At 74.1% G+C, this 17,759-nt stretch carries 17 protein-coding genes; 6 read left to right on the top strand and 11 right to left on the bottom strand.

All coding sequences use genetic code 11. The features are described from left to right. Window positions 1–198 precede the first annotated feature (198 nt). Window positions 199–636 (top strand): cell division protein SepF, encoded by a 438-nt coding sequence (locus ACIF8T_RS09805; protein ID WP_400032997.1) that lies wholly within the window; start codon window positions 199–201, stop codon window positions 634–636. Window positions 637–673: 37 nt separating this feature from the next. Here ACIF8T_RS09805 and ACIF8T_RS09810 read toward each other — a convergent pair whose 3' ends face one another. Both ACIF8T_RS09810 and ACIF8T_RS09815 read right to left on the bottom strand, forming a co-directional pair. Further along, window positions 674–1,864, bottom strand: a complete 1,191-nt coding sequence (locus tag ACIF8T_RS09810; RefSeq protein ID WP_400032999.1) for an acyl-CoA dehydrogenase family protein — start codon at window positions 1,862–1,864, stop codon at window positions 674–676. Between the two features lie 117 nt (window positions 1,865–1,981). Further along, complete coding sequence (locus ACIF8T_RS09815; protein ID WP_400033001.1) at window positions 1,982–3,577, bottom strand: MFS transporter; 1,596 nt, start codon at window positions 3,575–3,577, stop codon at window positions 1,982–1,984. Between the two features lie 261 nt (window positions 3,578–3,838). On the opposite strand from ACIF8T_RS09815, the gene ACIF8T_RS09820 reads away from it, so the two are divergent. Both ACIF8T_RS09820 and ACIF8T_RS09825 read left to right on the top strand, forming a co-directional pair. Then, window positions 3,839–5,083, top strand: coding sequence for a hypothetical protein (locus ACIF8T_RS09820; protein ID WP_400033003.1), 1,245 nt, complete (start codon window positions 3,839–3,841; stop codon window positions 5,081–5,083). A gap of 227 nt (window positions 5,084–5,310) precedes the next feature. Further along, window positions 5,311–6,339: a phosphatase PAP2 family protein gene (locus ACIF8T_RS09825; protein WP_400033005.1), complete on the top strand. Its 1,029-nt coding sequence runs from the start codon at window positions 5,311–5,313 to the stop codon at window positions 6,337–6,339. A gap of 85 nt (window positions 6,340–6,424) precedes the next feature. Here ACIF8T_RS09825 and ACIF8T_RS09830 read toward each other — a convergent pair whose 3' ends face one another. Then, window positions 6,425–6,640 carry an I78 family peptidase inhibitor gene (locus tag ACIF8T_RS09830; protein ID WP_400033007.1) on the bottom strand — a complete coding sequence of 72 codons (216 nt, stop codon included), beginning with the start codon at window positions 6,638–6,640 and terminating at the stop codon, window positions 6,425–6,427. A gap of 426 nt (window positions 6,641–7,066) precedes the next feature. Here ACIF8T_RS09830 and ctaD point away from each other — a divergent pair, with 426 nt between their 5' ends. After that, complete coding sequence (gene ctaD / locus ACIF8T_RS09835; RefSeq protein WP_400033009.1) at window positions 7,067–8,758, top strand: cytochrome c oxidase subunit I; 1,692 nt, start codon at window positions 7,067–7,069, stop codon at window positions 8,756–8,758. Between the two features lie 57 nt (window positions 8,759–8,815). On the opposite strand, the gene ACIF8T_RS09840 is transcribed toward ctaD, so the two are convergent. The 3 genes from ACIF8T_RS09840 to ACIF8T_RS09850 form a co-directional block, all read right to left on the bottom strand. Beyond that, window positions 8,816–9,349 (bottom strand): WYL domain-containing protein, encoded by a 534-nt coding sequence (locus tag ACIF8T_RS09840; protein ID WP_400033011.1) that lies wholly within the window; start codon window positions 9,347–9,349, stop codon window positions 8,816–8,818. Window positions 9,350–9,485: 136 nt separating this feature from the next. Further along, the gene (locus tag ACIF8T_RS09845) at window positions 9,486–9,659 is read right to left on the bottom strand and encodes a hypothetical protein (RefSeq protein ID WP_400033013.1); all 174 of its coding nucleotides are present in this window, start codon (window positions 9,657–9,659) and stop codon (window positions 9,486–9,488) included. A 494-nt stretch (window positions 9,660–10,153) separates the two neighbouring features. Beyond that, window positions 10,154–10,828: a transglycosylase family protein gene (locus tag ACIF8T_RS09850; RefSeq protein WP_400033015.1), complete on the bottom strand. Its 675-nt coding sequence runs from the start codon at window positions 10,826–10,828 to the stop codon at window positions 10,154–10,156. A gap of 540 nt (window positions 10,829–11,368) precedes the next feature. On the opposite strand from ACIF8T_RS09850, the gene ACIF8T_RS09855 reads away from it, so the two are divergent. Together ACIF8T_RS09855 and ACIF8T_RS09860 are read left to right on the top strand one after the other, a co-directional pair. Next, window positions 11,369–12,151, top strand: coding sequence for a hypothetical protein (locus ACIF8T_RS09855; RefSeq protein WP_400033017.1), 783 nt, complete (start codon window positions 11,369–11,371; stop codon window positions 12,149–12,151). A gap of 135 nt (window positions 12,152–12,286) precedes the next feature. Beyond that, the gene (locus ACIF8T_RS09860; RefSeq protein WP_400033019.1) at window positions 12,287–12,781 is read left to right on the top strand and encodes a hypothetical protein; all 495 of its coding nucleotides are present in this window, start codon (window positions 12,287–12,289) and stop codon (window positions 12,779–12,781) included. Window positions 12,782–12,843: 62 nt separating this feature from the next. Here the strand turns inward: ACIF8T_RS09860 and der are convergent, their stop codons facing one another. The 5 genes from der to aroH all read right to left on the bottom strand — a co-directional run bounded on the left by der (window position 12,844) and on the right by aroH (window position 17,551). Further along, window positions 12,844–14,340 carry a ribosome biogenesis GTPase Der gene (gene der, locus ACIF8T_RS09865; protein WP_400033021.1) on the bottom strand — a complete coding sequence of 499 codons (1,497 nt, stop codon included), beginning with the start codon at window positions 14,338–14,340 and terminating at the stop codon, window positions 12,844–12,846. Between the two features lie 111 nt (window positions 14,341–14,451). After that, a complete protein-coding gene (locus ACIF8T_RS09870; protein WP_400033023.1) occupies window positions 14,452–15,123 on the bottom strand; it encodes a lysophospholipid acyltransferase family protein in 672 nt (223 codons plus the stop codon). Beyond that, complete coding sequence (gene cmk / locus ACIF8T_RS09875; protein WP_400033025.1) at window positions 15,120–15,782, bottom strand: (d)CMP kinase; 663 nt, start codon at window positions 15,780–15,782, stop codon at window positions 15,120–15,122. The genes ACIF8T_RS09870 and cmk overlap by 4 nt, the downstream gene beginning before the upstream one ends. A 324-nt stretch (window positions 15,783–16,106) precedes the next feature. Further along, on the bottom strand, window positions 16,107–17,192 hold the full coding sequence (locus ACIF8T_RS09880) for a prephenate dehydrogenase (protein ID WP_400033027.1): 1,086 nt from the start codon (window positions 17,190–17,192) through the stop codon (window positions 16,107–16,109). Beyond that, complete coding sequence (gene aroH / locus ACIF8T_RS09885; RefSeq protein WP_400033029.1) at window positions 17,189–17,551, bottom strand: chorismate mutase; 363 nt, start codon at window positions 17,549–17,551, stop codon at window positions 17,189–17,191. The genes ACIF8T_RS09880 and aroH overlap by 4 nt, the downstream gene beginning before the upstream one ends. Window positions 17,552–17,759: the final 208 nt, after the last annotated feature.

Here is a 17,759-nt window from a genome sequence, read left to right on the forward strand (position 1 = left end):
GAAGAGTCATATTTCACTCCCGGTCAGGTGCCGTTTACGGCAGGACCCTTGGGAAACACGGACTCTCGACGGATTCGCTGTGCACCAGTACCGTCACAAACCCCCCGCGCGGCGTCTATCCACTTGGCGCACCATCCGCATCATGGACGACCATAGGGATGCGGAAAGCAAGAAAGACCGCTGTGAGAGGAGGCGTCCATGGGATCGGTACGCAAGGCAAGTGCCTGGCTTGGCCTCGTCGACGACAACGAAGACGAGCGTTACTACGACGACGACTACTCCGACGGGACCGAGCCCGGGGAGGCCTGGGTCACCGATCCGCGGGTCAAGGTGGCCTCGGACGTCGCCGAGGAGAGAGGCCGTCGCATCGGCACGGTCACCCCGGACAGCTTCCGCGACGCCCGGGCCATCGGCGAGATGTTCCGCGAGGGCGTCCCGGTCATCATGAACCTCACGGCCATGGACCCCGGCGACGCCAAGCGCGTGGTCGACTTCGCGGCCGGGCTGATCTTCGGTCTGCGCGGCTCCATCGAGCGCGTGTCCAACCGCGTCTTCCTGCTGAGCCCGGCCGACACCGAGGTCGTCAGCGGCGAGCCGGCCTCGCACCGCTCGGACGGCTTCTTCAACCAGAGCTGAGGCAGGGCCGCCCACCGGCCCTGCCCGTCCGCGGGGTCTACCGGAACGCGTCGAGTCCGGTGAGCGCCTTGCCCAGCACGAGCTGGTGCATTTCGACGGTGCCCTCGTAGGTGAGCACCGATTCCAGGTTGGTCGCGTGCCGCATGACGGGGTACTCCAGGGAGATCCCGTTGGCGCCCAGGACGGTCCGGGCCGTGCGGCAGATCTCGATCGCCTCCCGCACGTTGTTGAGTTTGCCGAAGCTGACCTGCTCGGGACGCAGGCGGCCGGCGTCCATGCGGCGCCCCAGGTGATGGGCGAGCAGCATCCCCTTGTGCAGTTCCACCGCCATGTCGGCGAGTTTGGCCTGCGTCAGCTGGAAACCCCCGATGGGCCGCCCGAACTGCTCCCGGGACTTCGCGTAGTCGACGGCGGCCTCGAAGCACGAGCGGGCCGCGCCCATCGCCCCCCACACGATGCCGTACCGGGCATGGGACAGACAGCTGAGCGGGCCGCGCAGCCCGGTCACCTCCGGCAGCACGGCGTCGGCGGGCAGCCGTACGTCGTCCAGCACGAGTTCGCTGGTGACGGAGGCCCGCAACGACCACTTGTGCCTGATCTCCGGCGCGGAGAAGCCGGGGCTGCCGGCCGGCACGACGAAGCCGCGGATGCCCTCGTCGGTCTGCGCCCACACGACGGCGACACCGGCGACCGACCCGTTGGTGATCCACATCTTGCGCCCGTTGAGCACCCAGTCGCCGCCGTCGCGCTTGGCGTACGTCCGCATGGAGGCGGGGTCGGAGCCGTGGTCGGGCTCGGTGAGCCCGAAACAGCCGATGACCTCGCCGGCGGCCATGCGCGGCAGCCACCGCTGCTTCTGCTCCTCGCTGCCGAACCGGTGGATCGCGTACATGGCGAGCGAGCCCTGCACGGAGACCAGGGAGCGGATCCCGGAGTCGGCGGCCTCCAGTTCCAGGCAGGCCAGGCCGTACTGCACGGCGGTGGCCCCGGCGCACCCGTACCCGTCGAGCGACATCCCGAGCGCGCCGATCCCGCCGAGCTCCCGGGCCAGGTCCCGGACGACGGGCAGCTCGCCCTTCTCGTACCACTCGGCGACGTACGGCAGGACGCGGTCGGCGGCCCAGGTCCGCACGGTGTCCCGGACGGCCCGGTCCTCCGGGTCCAGCAGGTCGTCGAGGCCGAGCGGGTCGGCGGGGTCGAACGGGGGCAGCTTCGGGGACGCGGACATGGGACACCCTCCGGGGCAGTAAAACTAGCGCCGCTAGTCGGGACTCCGGGCAGACGTTACGACGCAGTGTCGCTCACGTCCAGGGTGATCCCACCCACGCACCGCCGGCCGGCGGGGTCAGACGGAGACCCGGTCCTCCACGGACTCCCTCGGCGAGGGGACCTCCACCGGACCGCACTGCATCATCTGCGGCAGCCGCAGCGCCATCGCGGCCCCCAGCAGCAACAACCCCGCGCTGACCAGCAGCGTCACGTGCAGCCCGTGCACGAAGGCGTCCCGCGCGGCGTACCGCAGGGCGGCTCCGGCCGGCCCGCCCAGCTGCGCGGCGACCTCGTACGCCTCGCCCAGCGAGTGGGCGGCCGCCCCCGACGCCGAGGCGGGGACCCCGGGCACGCCCGCCAGCCCCGGCGCGTACGCCGCGTTCATCACCGTGCCCAGCAGCGCGATGCCGATGCCCGCGCCCAGCTGGTAGGAGGTCTCGCCGATCGCCGCCGCGCCACCGGCCTGTGCCGGCGGGGCCTCGCTGAGCATCGACTCGTACGCCCCGAACAGCGTGGTCTCCAGCCCGAAGCCGAGCAGCACGAACCCGGACAGCATCAGGGCGCACTGGTCCGTGCGGCCCAGCCCCGTCAGCAGCACCACGGCCGCCGCCGTCAGGCAGAACCCGGAGCAGACCATGCGCCGCGGCCCGAACCGCCGCAGCATCCGCGCGCCCGCGAGCCCCGCCGCCATCGCCGCGAAGGTCAGCGGCAGCAGCCGCAGCCCCGTCTGCAGCGGGGACAGCCCCAGCACCAGCTGGAGGTACTGCGCCGCGATGAGCTCCAGCCCGACCAGGGCCAGCATCGCCAGCACGATGCACCCCACGGACGTGCTGAACGCCGGCCGCGCGAACATCCGCAGGTCGACCAGCGGGTGGGTCCGGCGCCGCTGCCGGCGGACGAAGAGGGCCAGCAGCACCGCGCCCACGGCCAGGGGCGCCACGGTGAACAGGCCGCCGGCCGGCTCGCCGGTCCCGAGCCGCTTCACGCCGAGCACCACCCCGAACAGCCCGGCCGCCGCCATCAGCGCGCCGACCACGTCCCACGGCCCGTCGCGCTCCCCCTTGGACTCGGGCAGCAGCAGCCTGCCCACCGGCAGGCTGACCAGCATCAGCGGGATGTTCACGAGGAAGACCGCGCCCCACCAGAAGTGCTCCAGCAGGAAGCCGCCGAGCAGCGGGCCGACCGCCGCGCCCACCGCGGCCACCGCGCTCCACACGCCGATCGCGAGCGCCCGCTCGCGCCGGTCGGGGAAGACCTGCCGCAGGATCGACAGCGTGGCGGGCATGATCATCGCGCCGCCGACGCCGAGCAGCGCACGCGCCGCGATCAGCACCTGGGCGCTGTCCGCCAGGGCCGCCAGCGCGGAGGCGACGCCGAACAGCGCGTACCCCAGGAGGAGGACCCTCCTGCGGCCGACGCGGTCGCCCAGCGTGCCGAACAGGATCAGCAGCGAGGCGCAGACGAGCGGATAGGCGTCGACGATCCAGAGCAGTTCGATCCCGCCGGGCCTGAGGTCCTCGGACACGGCGGGGATCGCCACGTGCAGCACGGTCGCGTCGACGGCGACGAGCAGCAGGCTGACGCAGAGGACGAAGAGGACGACCCAGCGGTTGGCACCGGCCCCGGCCGCCCGACGGCGCAGCGCGGCGCCGGCCGTGGTCGTCCCGGACATGTACGTACCTCCCAGATGTTCCCTCGCGTTCGGCGGGCTCACGGGGCGGGGTCCCCGTGACTCGGCCGGAGAGGAGCGGTGGTCTCCGGCCCGCGCAACGAAGGGCGAGTGACACGTCAGAGTACGCGAGTCCGCACGGGAGCCGAGTGGCGGAGCTCTCACCGTTCCGGCGGATCGGGTGTGGCGTACGCCACTCGGCCATCCGGCGCGCGCTGCCGCGACGGAGCCCCCCGGCTGCCGCTCCGGTCGATAATCGGGCCCGTGATCGAATGCGCGACGCGGGGCGCACCCGCCCGTTCCGGGGCACTGCGCCGGGCCGCCCCGGCGCTCCTCGGGTACGCGGCGGTGCGCGCCCTGGGCCTGCTGGTGCTGGCCCTGTGGAGCACGGCGCGCGACAAGAGCGCGTACACCCTGCTGACCGCCCGCTGGGACGCCCTCTGGTACGCGCGGGTCGCCGAGCGGGGCTACGGCCACGAGGTGCGCCTGCCGAACGGCGACGTCCACTCGGACCTGGCGTTCTTCCCGCTGCTGCCGTGGCTGGAGCGGCTGGTCGCGGCGGTGTCGCCGCTGTCGCACGCCGACGGGGGCTTCGTCGTCGGCCTGCTCGCCTCGCTCGCCGCGGCCTGGGGGATCTTCGCGGTGGCCGACCTGGTGTACGGCCGCCGGGCGGGGGTGTGCGCCGTGCTGCTGTGGGCGGTCCTGCCGGTCGGGATCGTGCAGTCGATGGCGTACAGCGAGTCGCTGTTCACGGCGCTCGCCGCCTGGGCGCTGTACGCGGTGCTCACCGGCCGCTGGGCGACGGCGGGCGGTCTCGCCCTGCTGGCGGGGCTGACCCGCCCGGTGGGGATCGCGGTCGTCGCGGCGGTGTGGGCCGCCGGGGCCGCCTCGTTCGTGCGGGACCGCAGCGCGGCCGCGCCGCACGGCGCGCGCACCGGGGAACGCGCCCCCGTCCCGGCCGGCGCCGGGCCGGCCCGGCGCGCACCGGCGGCGCCGGGCGCGTACGGCGCACCCGTGCGCCGCGCCCTCGGTCTGCTGCTCGCCCCGCTCGGCGCCGCCGGGTACGTCCTGTGGGTCGGCCACCGTACCGGCCGGGGCCCGCTCGGCTACCTCGACGTGCAGGCCGGCTGGCGCAACGGCTTCGACGGCGGCTACGCCTTCGCCCGCTTCGTCGCCGCCAAGTTCACGTCGTTCCCGTCCGCCCTCGCGGGCCTCGCGCTGCTCGCCGGCGTCGGCCTGGTGGTGTGGCTGTACGCCGTCTGCGTACGGCAGGGCCAGCCGCTGCCGCTGCTGGTGTACGCGGGGGTCGTCACCGCGCTCGCGCTGTGCGCGTCGAGCTACTTCGGCTCGAAACCGCGTCTGCTGCTGCCCGCCTTCCCGCTGCTGCTGCCCCTCGCCCTGGCCCTGGCCCGGCTGCGGACCCGCAGGTCGGCGGCGGTCGTGGCCGCGGTGGCGGCGGTGTCGGCGGCGTACGGGGCGTTCTGGCTGAACGGCTCCGGTCCGCCGTGACCCACGGTGAGCGGCGGGAGAATAGCGCGCCATGGCCCGGTGAATGAATTCAAAAGCGCGATGAAACGCGCCGCCGGGCTGATCAAAGGAATTGAAGTCCGCAGCCGCCGCCGATAGCGGATAACGTGGAAATAAACATCCTCCTGAGAGCAATCCCACATCACATCGTCATCACAAAGCCGCTGAATCGACGGGGTTGAGAGCTCACTCGCTGTAACGTCGATTGGGTGCGTACCGAACGGAAGCTCACCCGTCTGGACCGGGTGTTCGCCAGGCTGGATCGTGAGCCGGAACGGCCGGCCCACATCGACGTGCCCAGGATGAGCCGGCACCGCATCGTGCTCTTCGCGGCGACCCTGGCCTTCTACGGGGCGATCGTGTGGGCCGTGCTGATCACCTCCTGGCTGGTCCGGCTGGACTGGCAGGTCATGTTCTTCCGGCCGTACCAGCAGTGGTCGGAGATCCACTGGTTCGTCGACTACTACGTGGTGGTCGGCCAGCGCGGCCCGACCGCCGTGATGGTCGCGGCCTGGCTGGGCTGGCGCTCCTGGCGGCAGCACACGCTGCGGCCGCTGCTCGCGCTCGGCGTCTCCCTGCTGCTGCTGAACGTCACGGTCGGCGCCGCCAAGTACGGCATGGGCCGGCTGGGACCGCACTACGCGACCGAGATCGGCTCGAACGAGATGTGGCTCGGCGGCGATATATTTCCGAGCGGTCACACCGCCAACGCAGTCGTGACCTGGGGGATCCTGGCCTACCTGGCCTCCACCCCGAGAGCGCGGCGCTGGCTGTCCGCCGTGTCCGCGGTGACCTCCCTCGGCGTCGGCATGGCCACGGTCTACCTCGGTACGCACTGGCTGAGCGACGTGCTCCTCGGCTGGGCCGCGGGCCTGCTGATCCTGCTCGCCCTGCCGTGGTTCGAGCCGCTGATCACCCGCGCGGAGGCCTGGATCCTCGACCGGCGCGACCGCCTGAGCAGCCGCCTGGGCGCGCGACGCGCGGCTCCGGGGGCGGTGCCCCCGGGGCCGCCGGTCACGGTGACGCCGTACGGCACCGCCGGCCGGCAGGACCCCGCGGCCCGCGAGCCGGTCTCCGCGGCCCGCCCGTCCCGCGCGCCCGTCTACCTGGCCCCGGGCCCGCACACGGCCCGCTCCGAGCGCACCCCGGTCACCCCGGCCGGCAGCCGGCGTCCCCCGCACCCGGAGCGCCACCCGCGCGGCACCGGCTCGTCGGCCCGTCCGTTCGCGGGCGGCTGACCGGCCGGCGGACGCGGTACGCACGGCCCCCGTCACGGCGACGGCCCCGGCTCCCTCGTGAGGGAGCCGGGGCCGTCGCCGTGCGTCAGCCCTTCCAGGCCCGCTTGACCCGGCCGTCCTCGACCTCGAAGTTCAGCCGGCCCACCCGGTACTCCATGGTGATGATCGCCCCCGGCGGCAGCGAGCGCACCGCCGACCAGCCGCGCTCGCGCGCGCGGCGCTCGGCGCCGTCGGCGTCGAGGCCGACGTACGCGTCGGGGCTGTCGTGGGGTTCGGCGGGGGGTGTCGGAATGGATGCCATGCGGCCACGCTATGTCCTGCCCGGCGGGCGGGGAAGGAGCGCCCGGGAACGTCCGGGCCCGGTCCCTCCCCCGTCACACTTCTGTCACAAGATCACGACAGCGGTTTCGACTGCGGTCCGTCACACGGAAGGACGGTTCCGTACGCCTTCCGCAGGCATTCGATCGTAATTCCCGCGTGTCACACGGACGCGCCCGAAAGCCGGGCCGAAAGTGCCGGGAGAAGTGTTCCCCGGCGCCATTCCATTCCGCCGCCGCACCGCGCCGCGGGAACCGCCGGCCGGACGGGAAATGCACCGTCGCGGCGCAGCGGCCGTGGCGGGCCCCCTGTCGCGGCGCACGGCGGCGCGCGCATCATGGCGGGAGCTCGCGGGTACGTGTGGCGCGGGCTGGGCGGGCCCGGGACGCGGAGAGCGAAGGGGCGAGCGATGGGGACGCACACCGCACGGACACCGGCGCGGCCCGTGCCGAGGTCGCGGCACGGGCGGGTGGTGGTCGACTGGCTCACCACCACCGACCACAAGAAGATCGGGCACCTCTACCTGATCACGTCGTTCGCGTTCTTCCTGATCGGCGGCGCGATGGCGCTGGTGATGCGCGCCGAGCTGGCCCGGCCCGGGCTGCAGATCATCGACAACCAGCAGTTCAACCAGCTGTTCACGATGCACGGCACGATCATGCTGCTGCTGTTTGCGACCCCGAGCTTCGCGGGCTTCGCCAACGAGCTGATGCCGCTGCAGATCGGCGCGCCCGACGTCGCCTTCCCGCGGCTGAACATGCTCTCGTACTGGCTGTTCCTGTTCGGCGGGCTGATCGTGCTCGGCTCGCTGCTGGTGCCCTCGGGGCCGGCCGCCTTCGGCTGGTTCGCCTACGCGCCGCTGAACGACTCGGCGCACTCCCCCGGCATCGGCCCCGACCTGTGGATCATGGGCCTGGCGCTGTCCGGGTTCGGCACGATCCTCGGCGCGGTCAACTTCGTCACCACCATCATCGGGATGCGCGCGCCGGGCATGACGATGTTCCGGATGCCGATCTTCACCTGGAACACGCTGTTCACGTCGATCCTGATCCTCATCGCGTTCCCGGTGCTGGCGGCGGCGCTGCTGGTGCTGGAGGCGGACCGGCGGTTCGGCTCGCAGGTCTTCGACGCGGCCAACGGCGGGGCGATCCTGTGGCAGCACCTGTTCTGGTTCTTCGGCCATCCCGAGGTCTACATCATCGCGCTGCCGTTCTTCGGGATCATCACGGAGATCATCCCGGTCTTCAGCCGCAAGCCGATGTTCGGCTACCTGACGCTGGTCGGCGCGACCATGGCGATCACCGGGCTGTCGGTGGTGGTGTGGGCGCACCACATGTTCGCCACGGGCGCGGTGCTGCTGCCGTTCTTCTCCTTCATGAGCTTCCTGATCGCGGTGCCGACGGGCGTGAAGTTCTTCAACTGGACCGGCACCATGATCAAGGGCTCGCTGTCCTTCGAGACGCCGATGCTGTGGGCGACGGGCTTCCTGGTGACGTTCCTGTTCGGCGGGCTGACCGGGGTGATCCTGGCGTCGCCGCCGCTGGACTTCCACGTCACGGACTCGTACTTCGTCGTCGCCCACTTCCACTACGTGGTGTTCGGCACGGTCGTCTTCGCGATCTTCGCCGGCTTCTTCTTCTGGTGGCCGAAGTTCACCGGCAAGCTGCTCGACGAGCGGCTCGGCAAGATCCAGTTCTGGACGCTGTTCGTCGGCTTCCACCTGACGTTCCTGGTGCAGCACTGGCTGGGCGCGGAGGGCATGCCCCGCCGGTACGCCGACTACCTCGCCGCGGACGGCTTCACCGCGCTGAACACCGTCTCGACGATCGGCGCGTTCCTGCTCGGTTTCTCGACGCTGCCGTTCCTCTACAACGTCTGGAAGACCGCGAAGTACGGCGAGGAGGTCGGCGTCGACGACCCGTGGGGCTTCGGCCGGTCCCTGGAGTGGGCGACCTCCTGCCCGCCGCCCCGGCACAACTTCACGGAGCTGCCCCGGATCCGCTCGGAGGCCCCGGCGTTCGACCTGCACTACCCGCAGTACGCGGCGGAGATCCCTCAGCCCGAACCGGAGAGCGAGCAGGCCGGTCCCGAACGGTCCTGACCGCGTCGACCGGCTCGACGGGCTCCACAGCGCCCCGGAGCCGAAGCCGGGCATTCATCACGCGGACGACCATCGCGTCGAGGCCGGCGGCCCGGTGCGCGGCAGGAGGCCGTCCGGCCCCTCCACCCCCGGCACCCCGTCGGTGGGCGAGCCCCCTCGGCGGCCTCCGCCACGGGCACCGGGGCCGGACGAGGCCGTGCGTGGCGTACACGCGCGTGGAGACGCCCGGGAGACGTACGCGGCGAGGTCCTCGGCGGGCGGCCCGCGCGGGACGGAGCGCGGGCCGTGCGGCGGCCTCGGGGTGACGCGGTCGACGCGGAAGGTGTGCCGGGCCTCCCGGCCGGGGTCCCGGGCGGCCCGGTACCGGCGGCGCTCGCAGCACGCCGGGCGGTGCGGTCCGACGGTGCGGCGCGTGGCGGTGCCATGGTGGCTCCGGTACGCGAAGTGCAGCCGCTCGACGTGGCGGCACAGGCGGACGGGCTCGGTGAGCACGACCGGGCCGACGACGCCCGGCCACGGACCGCGCGGCCCCGGCACGGTGAAACGCAGCCGCTCGGCGTCCCGGCACAGGCGGACGGGCTCGGTGAGCACGACCGGGCCGACGACGCCCGGCCACGGACCGCGCGGCCCCGGCACGGTAAGCGTTCAGCGCGCTCAACCGGCGGCGCAGCCGGTCCGGCAGTATCTGCTCCGGCAGCACCTGCTCCGGCTCGGCCGGGGCCCGCACCTAGGTCTCGCCGATGCCCTCGACGCCCTGGCCGGCGGCGGTGCGCGGGCCGACGACGACGGCCTCCTCGTTCCCCGGCAGCGGCGGCGGTTCGGCGCCCGCGCCGAGCCGGTACCCGCCGCCGGTGCCGGGGCCGGCGGCGGCGGGGTGGCCGGGTCCGCGCGGCCGGGCCACGTCCGGCGCAGGGTGCGTGCGCCGACCTCCGGGCGCTCGGCCAGACCGGGGCCCGCCCACTCCCGGCGGGCCCGGAGGAGGGACAGCAGACGTGCCGAGGCCTCCACCACGGGGGCGGGGCCGCCGGCCGTCGCGGACAGCCCCTGCCCCCGACGGCCGTGCCGTCGCCTCCGGCGGGGCGGCCGCGGGAACGAGGTCAGCGGCGACCGCCCGCCGGAACCGCCCCCCGGCCGCTCGGCCCCGGAGCTGTGCCCCAGACCGCTCCCGGACGGTCCCGGCACCGGGCCGCCCGGAAGGGACCGGGCCGGGGTTCCCGCCCGGCTCGGACGGCCGGACGGGCCCCGGGCCCGGGCGGGAGGGCGCGGCTCAGACGTCCAGGCGCTGGCCGCTCCCGGACGGTCCCGGCACCCGGCCGCCCGGAAGGGCCGGGAGCACAGCTCCGGGGATCCCGCCCGGCCCGGACGGGGCCCCGGGCCCGGGCGGGAGGGTACGGCTCAGACGTCCAGGCGCTGGCCGGGCACGATCACGTCGGGATTCCCGCCGATGACCGCCCTGTTGGCGGCGTACAGGCGCTGCCAGGTCGTGCCGTGCCGGGCGGCGATGCCGCTGAGGGTCTCGCCCTCGCGGACGGTGTGGTCGCCCCGGGACGAGCCGCGGCCGGAATGGCCCGACGCGCGTACCGGCGCCTTCGCCGGCGGGGCCGGGGCCGCCCGCTCCGGAGCCGCCTCGGCGGCGGGCGCCGCGGGTGCGCCGCCGTACGCCCCGGCCCGTGCCGAGCAGGTCGGCCAGGCGCCCCACCCCTGGGCGCGCTGGACCCGGGTGGCGACGGCGATCTGCTGGTCCTTGGTCGCCCGGTCGGCGGTCGGCGCGTAGGCCGTCCCGCCGTACGCGCGCCAGGTGGAGGCGGAGAACTGGAGTCCGCCGTAGTAGCCGTTGCCGGTGTTGATGTGCCAGTTTCCGCCGCTCTCGCACCGGGCGATGCGGTCCCACACGCCGCCGTCCGCCGCGACGGCGTTGCCGGTCGCGGCCAGCAGTCCCAGCGGCGCGAGCAGTGCCGCGCCGGCGAGGACCGCCGTCGTCCGGGCCTGCGTCGCACGCGGCCGCGTCTCCTGCGGCCGCGTCGGCGTCTTCCGGGCGTCGTCACGGGTGGTATCGGCACATTCGGACATGTAGGTCCCTCTCGGAACGACCCGGATCCCGCAAGGCGGAACGCCACCGGCCGCGCGGGGGCGCGGCGGTCGCGCTCGCCCCGTCCGCCGGAGGTGGTGCGGTGAGCCGTGCGGTGCTGCGGCCGGCGGACGGACCCGAGCGGTGCTCTCTGCACACGGCGGAGGAATGTAAGGAGCCCGTCCGGGTGACATCAACCAACTCCTCGTTGTCGCTGGCCAGTTCGACGTTACTGGCGGTAGCGGCGATTTCCGGTCACCCACTTCATTCACCGATTTCGGGATTTGTCGACCAGCGCGGACGGCGATCTGTGACCCACTTCACCTCGTCAACGCCGTTGACGCGGCCCGGAGTTGACGATGAGTGCCCGGTTCCGCGCAGCCCGTCACCGTGCGCGCAGGATGGTTCGATTCCGTTCGCCGTAGGGCGTGACTCCCGCCACAGATCACCCGTTGTCTTCTTCATGAGCCGGGGACCCACCCCGGACCACGGGCCGGGAGCCACCCGGCCTCGCCATGTACCGCATCCCGAGGGAGCCACCCGTGCCGCGCATGCTCGACGTCAGCGACGAGGTACGCGCCGAGATCGGCGACGAAGAAGCCGACCGCCTGCTCGCCGGGGAGTCCGCCCCGGGCAGTTACGACTGCACGTCCTGCCGCACTCCGGGCGATTCCCAGCAGGAGCGCACCAGCACCGTGCTGTTCATCGGGGACGAGACCGCCGTCCTCGCCTTCGCCCACGCGGGCTGCCTGCCCTCGCAGGTCGTCAGGGTCACCGAGGAGCAGCTCCGGGGCGCCGTGAAGTCCATCGCCGGCGACACCGTCGACCTGGAGCCCGACAAGGTCGCGCCCGAGCAGGCCGTGCTCGGGGTGACCAGCGGACTGGTCCTGATCGCCGGGGAGTTGCACCCCGCCCTGGTCGTCGAGCCGACCGCGCCCATCGCCCGGCCCGGCGCGACCGGCAGCGGCGACGACTTCCTGCCGCTCCTCATCGAGCAGGGCTTCCTGCCCGTGACCGAGCTGTCCGCCGTGCCGTCCGTCCTGCACGGCTGGTCCGTGCTGCTCGCCATGGGCCGGCTGCACGCGGTGCTCCAGCCCTCGCCCGTGGGCGGCCGGCCGGTGGCCTGGTGGCAGGCGCACCATCCCCTCCAGGTCACGGAGGGCTGGCGCACGGCCGCCAACAAGCACCAGCAGGTGCTGATGTTCGCGGCGCCGGTGGGGGCGATCGGCCGCCAGCCGCGCGAGGACCTGCTGCGCGACGCCCTGGACAAGGCCGCGGCGAACGGGCAGCTGGTCGCGGCGGCGCTGCCGCTCGCCGGGACCTGACCGGCTCCCGGTCCGGCACCCGGCCGGCGCCGGACCGGGAGCGGCCGCCGCCCCGCGGGCCGGGACGACAGCCGCCGCCGGCCCGAACGCCGCAGCGAGCCGCATCCCTTGGACCGCGGGGTCGTTTGGAACTGCGTGCACGCATACGAGGTTCCCCGCCGCCAGTCCCTCTCGCCGATCCCCGCCCCCGGCTCCCGGCTCCGCCCGGGCAGGGAAGTGCCCCCGCCCCGGCCGGCGCAGGACTGCCAGGGCGGTCCGTCGGCCACGCCGATCTACGACGCGCTCTACGCCGAGTACGTCAAGTCCTTCCGCTCGCTGCCGGGCGACCGCAGCGGCGAGGAGAAGCTCGGCTTCACCGCCTTCGGGACCCTCCCGCACAGCTCGGACACGGCGTCGTACGGCGGCACGGGGTCGTACGGGAGCACGGGGTCGTACACGGGGTCGGGGGCGTACACGACCACGGGGTCGTACGGCGGCTCGTACAGCGCCTACAGCGCGGGTGCGCAGAGCGCCCGGCAGGGCAGCGGGCACCAGCCGCAGTGGCAGCGCGTCGGGACGATCGGCGGGCAGGGCGCCGGGGGGCAGCAGGCGCCGGCCGCACTGCCGCCCGCCCGGCGGGGCGGCAACTGACGGACAGCGCGCAGGGGCGGCCCCGGTCGGGGCCGCCCCTGCGCGCTGTCCGCCTACCGGCGCTACTTCTTCTTCGCGCCGCGCTTCTCGCGCACCCGCACCGAGATGTGGATCGGGGTCCCCTCGAAGCCGAACTCCTCGCGCAGCCGGCGCTCGATGAAGCGCCGGTAGCCCGCCTCGATGAAGCCGGAGGCGAACAGCACGAACCGCGGCGGCTTGGTGCCCGCCTGCGTGCCGAACAGGATGCGCGGCTGCTTGCCGCCCCGGACCGGGTGCGGGTGGGCGGCGACCAGCTCGCCGAGGAAGGCGTTCAGCCGGCCCGTGGGAACACGGGTCTCCCAGCCGGCCAGCGCCGTCTCGATCGCCGGGACCAGCTTCTCCATGTGCCGGCCGGTGCGCGCCGAGACGTTCACCCGGGGCGCCCAGGACACCTGGCCGAGCTCGGTCTCGATCTCCCGCTCCAGGTAGTAGCGGCGCTCCTCGTCGAGGGTGTCCCACTTGTTGAACGCGAGCACCAGCGCGCGGCCCGCCTCGACGGCCATGGTGAGGATGCGCTGGTCCTGCACCGAGATCGACTCGGAGGCGTCGAGGAGGACGACGGCGACCTCCGCCTTCTCGACGGCGGCGGCGGTGCGCAGCGAGGCGTAGTAGTCGGCGCCCTGCTGGAGGTGGACGCGCTTGCGGATGCCGGCCGTGTCGACGAACTTCCAGGTCACGCCGCCGAGTTCGATCAGCTCGTCGACCGGGTCGCGGGTGGTGCCGGCCAGCTCGTTGACGACGACGCGCTCCTCGCCGGCCACCTTGTTCAGCAGCGAGGACTTGCCGACGTTGGGGCGGCCGATGAGGGCCACCCGGCGCGGGCCGCCGATGCCGCCCCCGCCGAACGTCTCGCGCGGCGCCTCGGGCAGCACCTCCAGGACCTGGTCGAGCATGTCGCCGGTGCCGCGGCCGTGCAGCGCGGAGACCGGGTGGGGCTCGCCGAGGCCCAGCGACCACAGGTACGCCGCGTCGGCCTCGCCGCTGGGGCCGTCCACCTTGTTGGCGCACAGCACCACCGGCTTGCCGGCCTTGCGCAGCAGGCGGACGACCGCCTCGTCGGTGTCGGTGGCGCCGACCTTGGCGTCGACGACGAAGACGACCGCGTCGGCGGCCTCGATCGCGTACTCGGCCTGCGCGGCCACGGAGGCGTCGATGCCGAGGACGTCCTGCTCCCAGCCCCCGGTGTCGACGACCTTGAAGCGGCGGCCCGCCCACTCGGCCTCGTAGGTGACGCGGTCGCGGGTGACGCCCGGCTTGTCCTCGACGACCGCCTCGCGGCGGCCGATGATGCGGTTCACCAGGGTCGACTTGCCGACATTGGGGCGGCCGACGACGGCGAGGACGGGCAGCGGGCCGTGGCCGGCCGCCTCGATCGCGCCCTCGACGTCCTCGACGTCGAAGCCCTCTTCCGCGGCGAGCTCCATGAACTCCGCGAACTCGGCGTCGCCGAGAGCCCCGTGGTCGTGCTCGTGCGCGCCCTCGTACGCGTCCGAGCCGTCGGGCTGGATGTGGTCGTTCATGAAGTCGGTACCTCGTCGTTCGGTGTGGTGGTCGGTGGGCCGCCCGGTCCGGGGCGGCCCACTACTCAGTGTCGCCCGGCGCCCGGTCGGCCGCCCGGCGTTTTCCGGGCGTCAGACGCCCGGGCCCGGCCGGCGGCCGGTCTGCCGCCGGGCGTGCTCCAGGTGCGCGGTGAGCTGCTTCTGGATCCGCTCGGTCGCCTCGTCCAGCGCCTTGCGGGTGCGCCGTCCGCTGCCGTCGCCCGCCTCGAAGGGCTCGCCGAAGACGACGTCGACGCGGGAGCGCAGCGGAGGCAGCCCCTTCATCAACCGTCCGCGCCGCTCGGAACTTCCCAGGACGGCGACCGGGACGATCGGCGCGCCGCTGCGGAGCGCGAAGTAGGCGAGCCCGGCGCGCAGCGCGGCGAAGTCGCCCTCGCCGCGGGTGCCCTCGGGGAAGATGCCGAGGACGCCGCCGGCCTCCAGGACGCCCAGCGCCCGGCCGATGGCCGTGCGGTCGGTGGTGTCCCGGTCCACCTTCACCTGGCCGATGGCGGTCAGGAAGGGGTCGAGCGGGCCGACGAACGCCTCCTTCTTGATCAGGAAGTGCGTCGGCCGGGGCGCGACGCCCATGACCATCGGGCCGTCGATGTTGTGGGAGTGGTTGACGGCGAAGATCAGCGGGCCCGTCGCGGGCACCTTCCAGGCACCGAGCACGCGCGGCTTCCACAGCCCGTACATCAGGCCGACGCCGATGCGCCGCCCGACTTCGGCGCCCTTCTCGGACGGGACGGACGGCGAGGTCACTTCCCGGCCCGCTTCTCCTCGACGAGGGTGACGACACACTCGATGACCTGCGCCAGCGTGAGCTCGGTGGTGTCCACCTCGACGGCGTCGTCCGCCTTGGCCAGCGGCGAGGTCTTGCGGCTGGAGTCGGCGGCGTCCCGCTTGATCAGGGCCTCGCGGGTGGCGTTGACGTCGGCGCCCTTCAGCTCCCCGCTGCGGCGGGCGGCGCGGGCCTCGGCCGAGGCGGTGAGGAAGATTTTCAGGTCGGCGTCGGGCAGCACGGTGGTGCCGATGTCGCGGCCCTCGACGACGATCCCGGTGACGGCGGAGGCCGCGATGGAACGCTGGAGCTCGGTGATCCGGGCCCGCACCTCCGGCACCGCGCTGACGGCGCTGACCCGGGAGGTGACCTCCTGGGTGCGGATCGGTCCGGCGACGTCCACGCCGTCGACCGTGATGGCCGGGTGGTGCGGGTCGGTGCCGGAGACGATCTCCGGCTTGCCGGCCGCGGCCGCGACCGCGGCGGGGTCGTCGACGTCGATGCCGTTGTTCACCATCCACCAGGTGATCGCCCGGTACTGGGCGCCGGTGTCCAGGTAGCTCAGGCCGAGCTGGGCCGCCACGGCCTTCGACGTGCTCGACTTGCCCGTGCCTGAGGGGCCGTCGATGGCGACAATCACTGGCGTGGCGCTTTCCACAGTGGGAGACCTTCCTGGACCTGACGGGCGGGGAGCGGGGCGCGACTGCCCTGCACAAGGTTACTGGGTGTGCGTCACTCGTCCGGCCGCGGGGGGGGGGGGGGGGGGGCCCGCCCCCCCCCCGGCCGCGGGGCGGGGGGGGGGCCCCCCCCCCCCCGCCCCCCCGCGGGGGGGCCCCCCGCCCCCCCGGGCGCCCCCAGCCGCGGGGGGGGGGGGGGGGGCCGGCCCCCCCCGGGGGGGGGGGGGGGGGCGCCCCCCCCCCGCCGGGGGGGGGGGGGGGGGGGGCCCCGCCCCCCGCGCGGTCCGCTACTGCCGGATCGCCCAGCCGCGCTCGCGCAGCGCGGCGGTCAGCACCGGCGCCGCCTTCGGCTCCACGAGGAGCTGGACGAGGCCGGCCTGCTGCCCGGTCGCGTGCTCGATGCGGACGTCCTCGACGTTGACCCCGGCCCTCTCCGCGTCCGCGAAGATGCGGGCCAGCTGCCCGGGCTGGTCGTCGATGAGGACGGCGACCGTCTCGTACGCCCGCGGGGCGGTGCCGTGCTTGCCGGGGACGCGGACCTGGCCCGCGTTGCCGCGGCGCAGCACGTCCTCGACGCCGGCGGTGCCCTCGCGGCGCTTGTCCTCGTCGGAGGACTGCAGGGCGCGCAGGGCCCGCACGGTCTCCTCCAGGTCGGCGGCGACGTCGCTGAGCAGGTCGGCGACCGGCCCGGGGTTGGCGGAGAGGATGTCGATCCACATCCGCGGGTCCGAGGCGGCGATCCGGGTGACGTCCCGGATGCCCTGCCCGCACAGCCGCACGGCCGCCTCCTCGGCGTGCTCCAGGCGGGCGGCGACCAGGCTGGAGACCAGGTGGGGCATGTGGGAGACGAGTGCCACGGCGCGGTCGTGGGCGTCGGCGTCCATGACGACCGGCACGGCGCGGCAGTGCGAGACCAGTTCGAGGGCGAGGTTCAGCACCTCGGTGTCGGTGTCCCGGGTCGGTGTCAGCACCCAGGGGCGGCCCTCGAACAGGTCGGCGGTGGCGGCCAGCGGGCCGGACTTCTCCCGGCCGGACATGGGGTGCGTGCCGATGTACGACGTCAGGTCCAGGCCGCGGGCCTGGAGCTCGCGGCGCGGGCCGCCCTTGACGCTGGCGACGTCGGCGTAGCCGCGGGCCACGCCCCGGCGCATGGCGTCGGCGAGCACGTCCGCCACGTGCGCCGGGGGCGCGGCGACGAGCGCGAGGTCGACGGGTCCGTCGGGGGCCTCGTCGGTGCCGGCGCCGAGCGCGGCGGCCGTCCGGGCCTGCTCCGGGTCGTGGTCGGCGAGGTGCACGGCGACGCCCCGCCGGGTGAGGGCGAGGGCGGCGGAGGTGCCGATGAGGCCGGTGCCGATGACGAGTGCGGTCCTCACTGGGCGATGTCCTTGCGCAGGGCGGCCGCGGCGCCGAGGTAGACGTGCGCGATCTCGGCGCGGGGCCGGTCGGACTCGACGTGCGCGAGGAGCCGGACGACGCGGGGCATGGCGCCCTCGATGTCGAGTTCCTGGGCGCAGATCAGCGGCACGTCGATGATGCCGAGCTTGCGGGCGGCGGCCGCGGGGAAGTCGCTGTGCAGGTCGGGGGTGGCCGTGAACCAGATGCTGATCAGGTCGTCCGCCGTCAGGCCGTTGCGTTCCAGGACGGCTGTCAGGAGGGCTCCGACCTGCTCGTCCATGTGGCCGGCCTCGTCCCGCTCGAGTTGGACGGCGCCCCGGACCGCTCGTACCGCCACGGCGATGCTCCTCGCTGACGTGCCTGTTCGCTGCTTGCCCGTACAGCCTAGCCAGCACGGGCCGTGCGGGTGCAGGGCACCCGCCGGGTGAGACGGGTGTCCGCGCCGCGCACGCACGTGTTCCCCCGGACGTCCCGGGGCGGCGGCCGCCGGGCGGTCCGCAGGGCGGATCACCGTGGAGGGGAACGGCGGTCCGCCGGGCGTGCGG

The sequence above is a fragment of the Streptomyces sp. NPDC085946 genome (genome assembly GCF_044540485.1).
GTDB lineage: Bacteria > Actinomycetota > Actinomycetes > Streptomycetales > Streptomycetaceae > Streptomyces.

What these genes read in the sequence shown, in the direction of transcription:
- ACIF8T_RS09830 (WP_400033007.1), bottom strand. Translation starts at nt 6,640, where the DNA reads ATGGCATCCATTCCGACACCCCCCGCCGAACCCCACGACAGCCCCGAC.
- ctaD (WP_400033009.1), top strand. Translation starts at nt 7,067, where the DNA reads ATGGGGACGCACACCGCACGGACACCGGCGCGGCCCGTGCCGAGGTCG.
- ACIF8T_RS09850 (WP_400033015.1), bottom strand. Translation starts at nt 10,828, where the DNA reads ATGTCCGAATGTGCCGATACCACCCGTGACGACGCCCGGAAGACGCCG.
- ACIF8T_RS09810 (WP_400032999.1), bottom strand. Translation starts at nt 1,864, where the DNA reads ATGTCCGCGTCCCCGAAGCTGCCCCCGTTCGACCCCGCCGACCCGCTC.
- ACIF8T_RS09805 (WP_400032997.1), top strand. Translation starts at nt 199, where the DNA reads ATGGGATCGGTACGCAAGGCAAGTGCCTGGCTTGGCCTCGTCGACGAC.
- ACIF8T_RS09815 (WP_400033001.1), bottom strand. Translation starts at nt 3,577, where the DNA reads ATGTCCGGGACGACCACGGCCGGCGCCGCGCTGCGCCGTCGGGCGGCC.
- der (WP_400033021.1), bottom strand. Translation starts at nt 14,340, where the DNA reads ATGAACGACCACATCCAGCCCGACGGCTCGGACGCGTACGAGGGCGCG.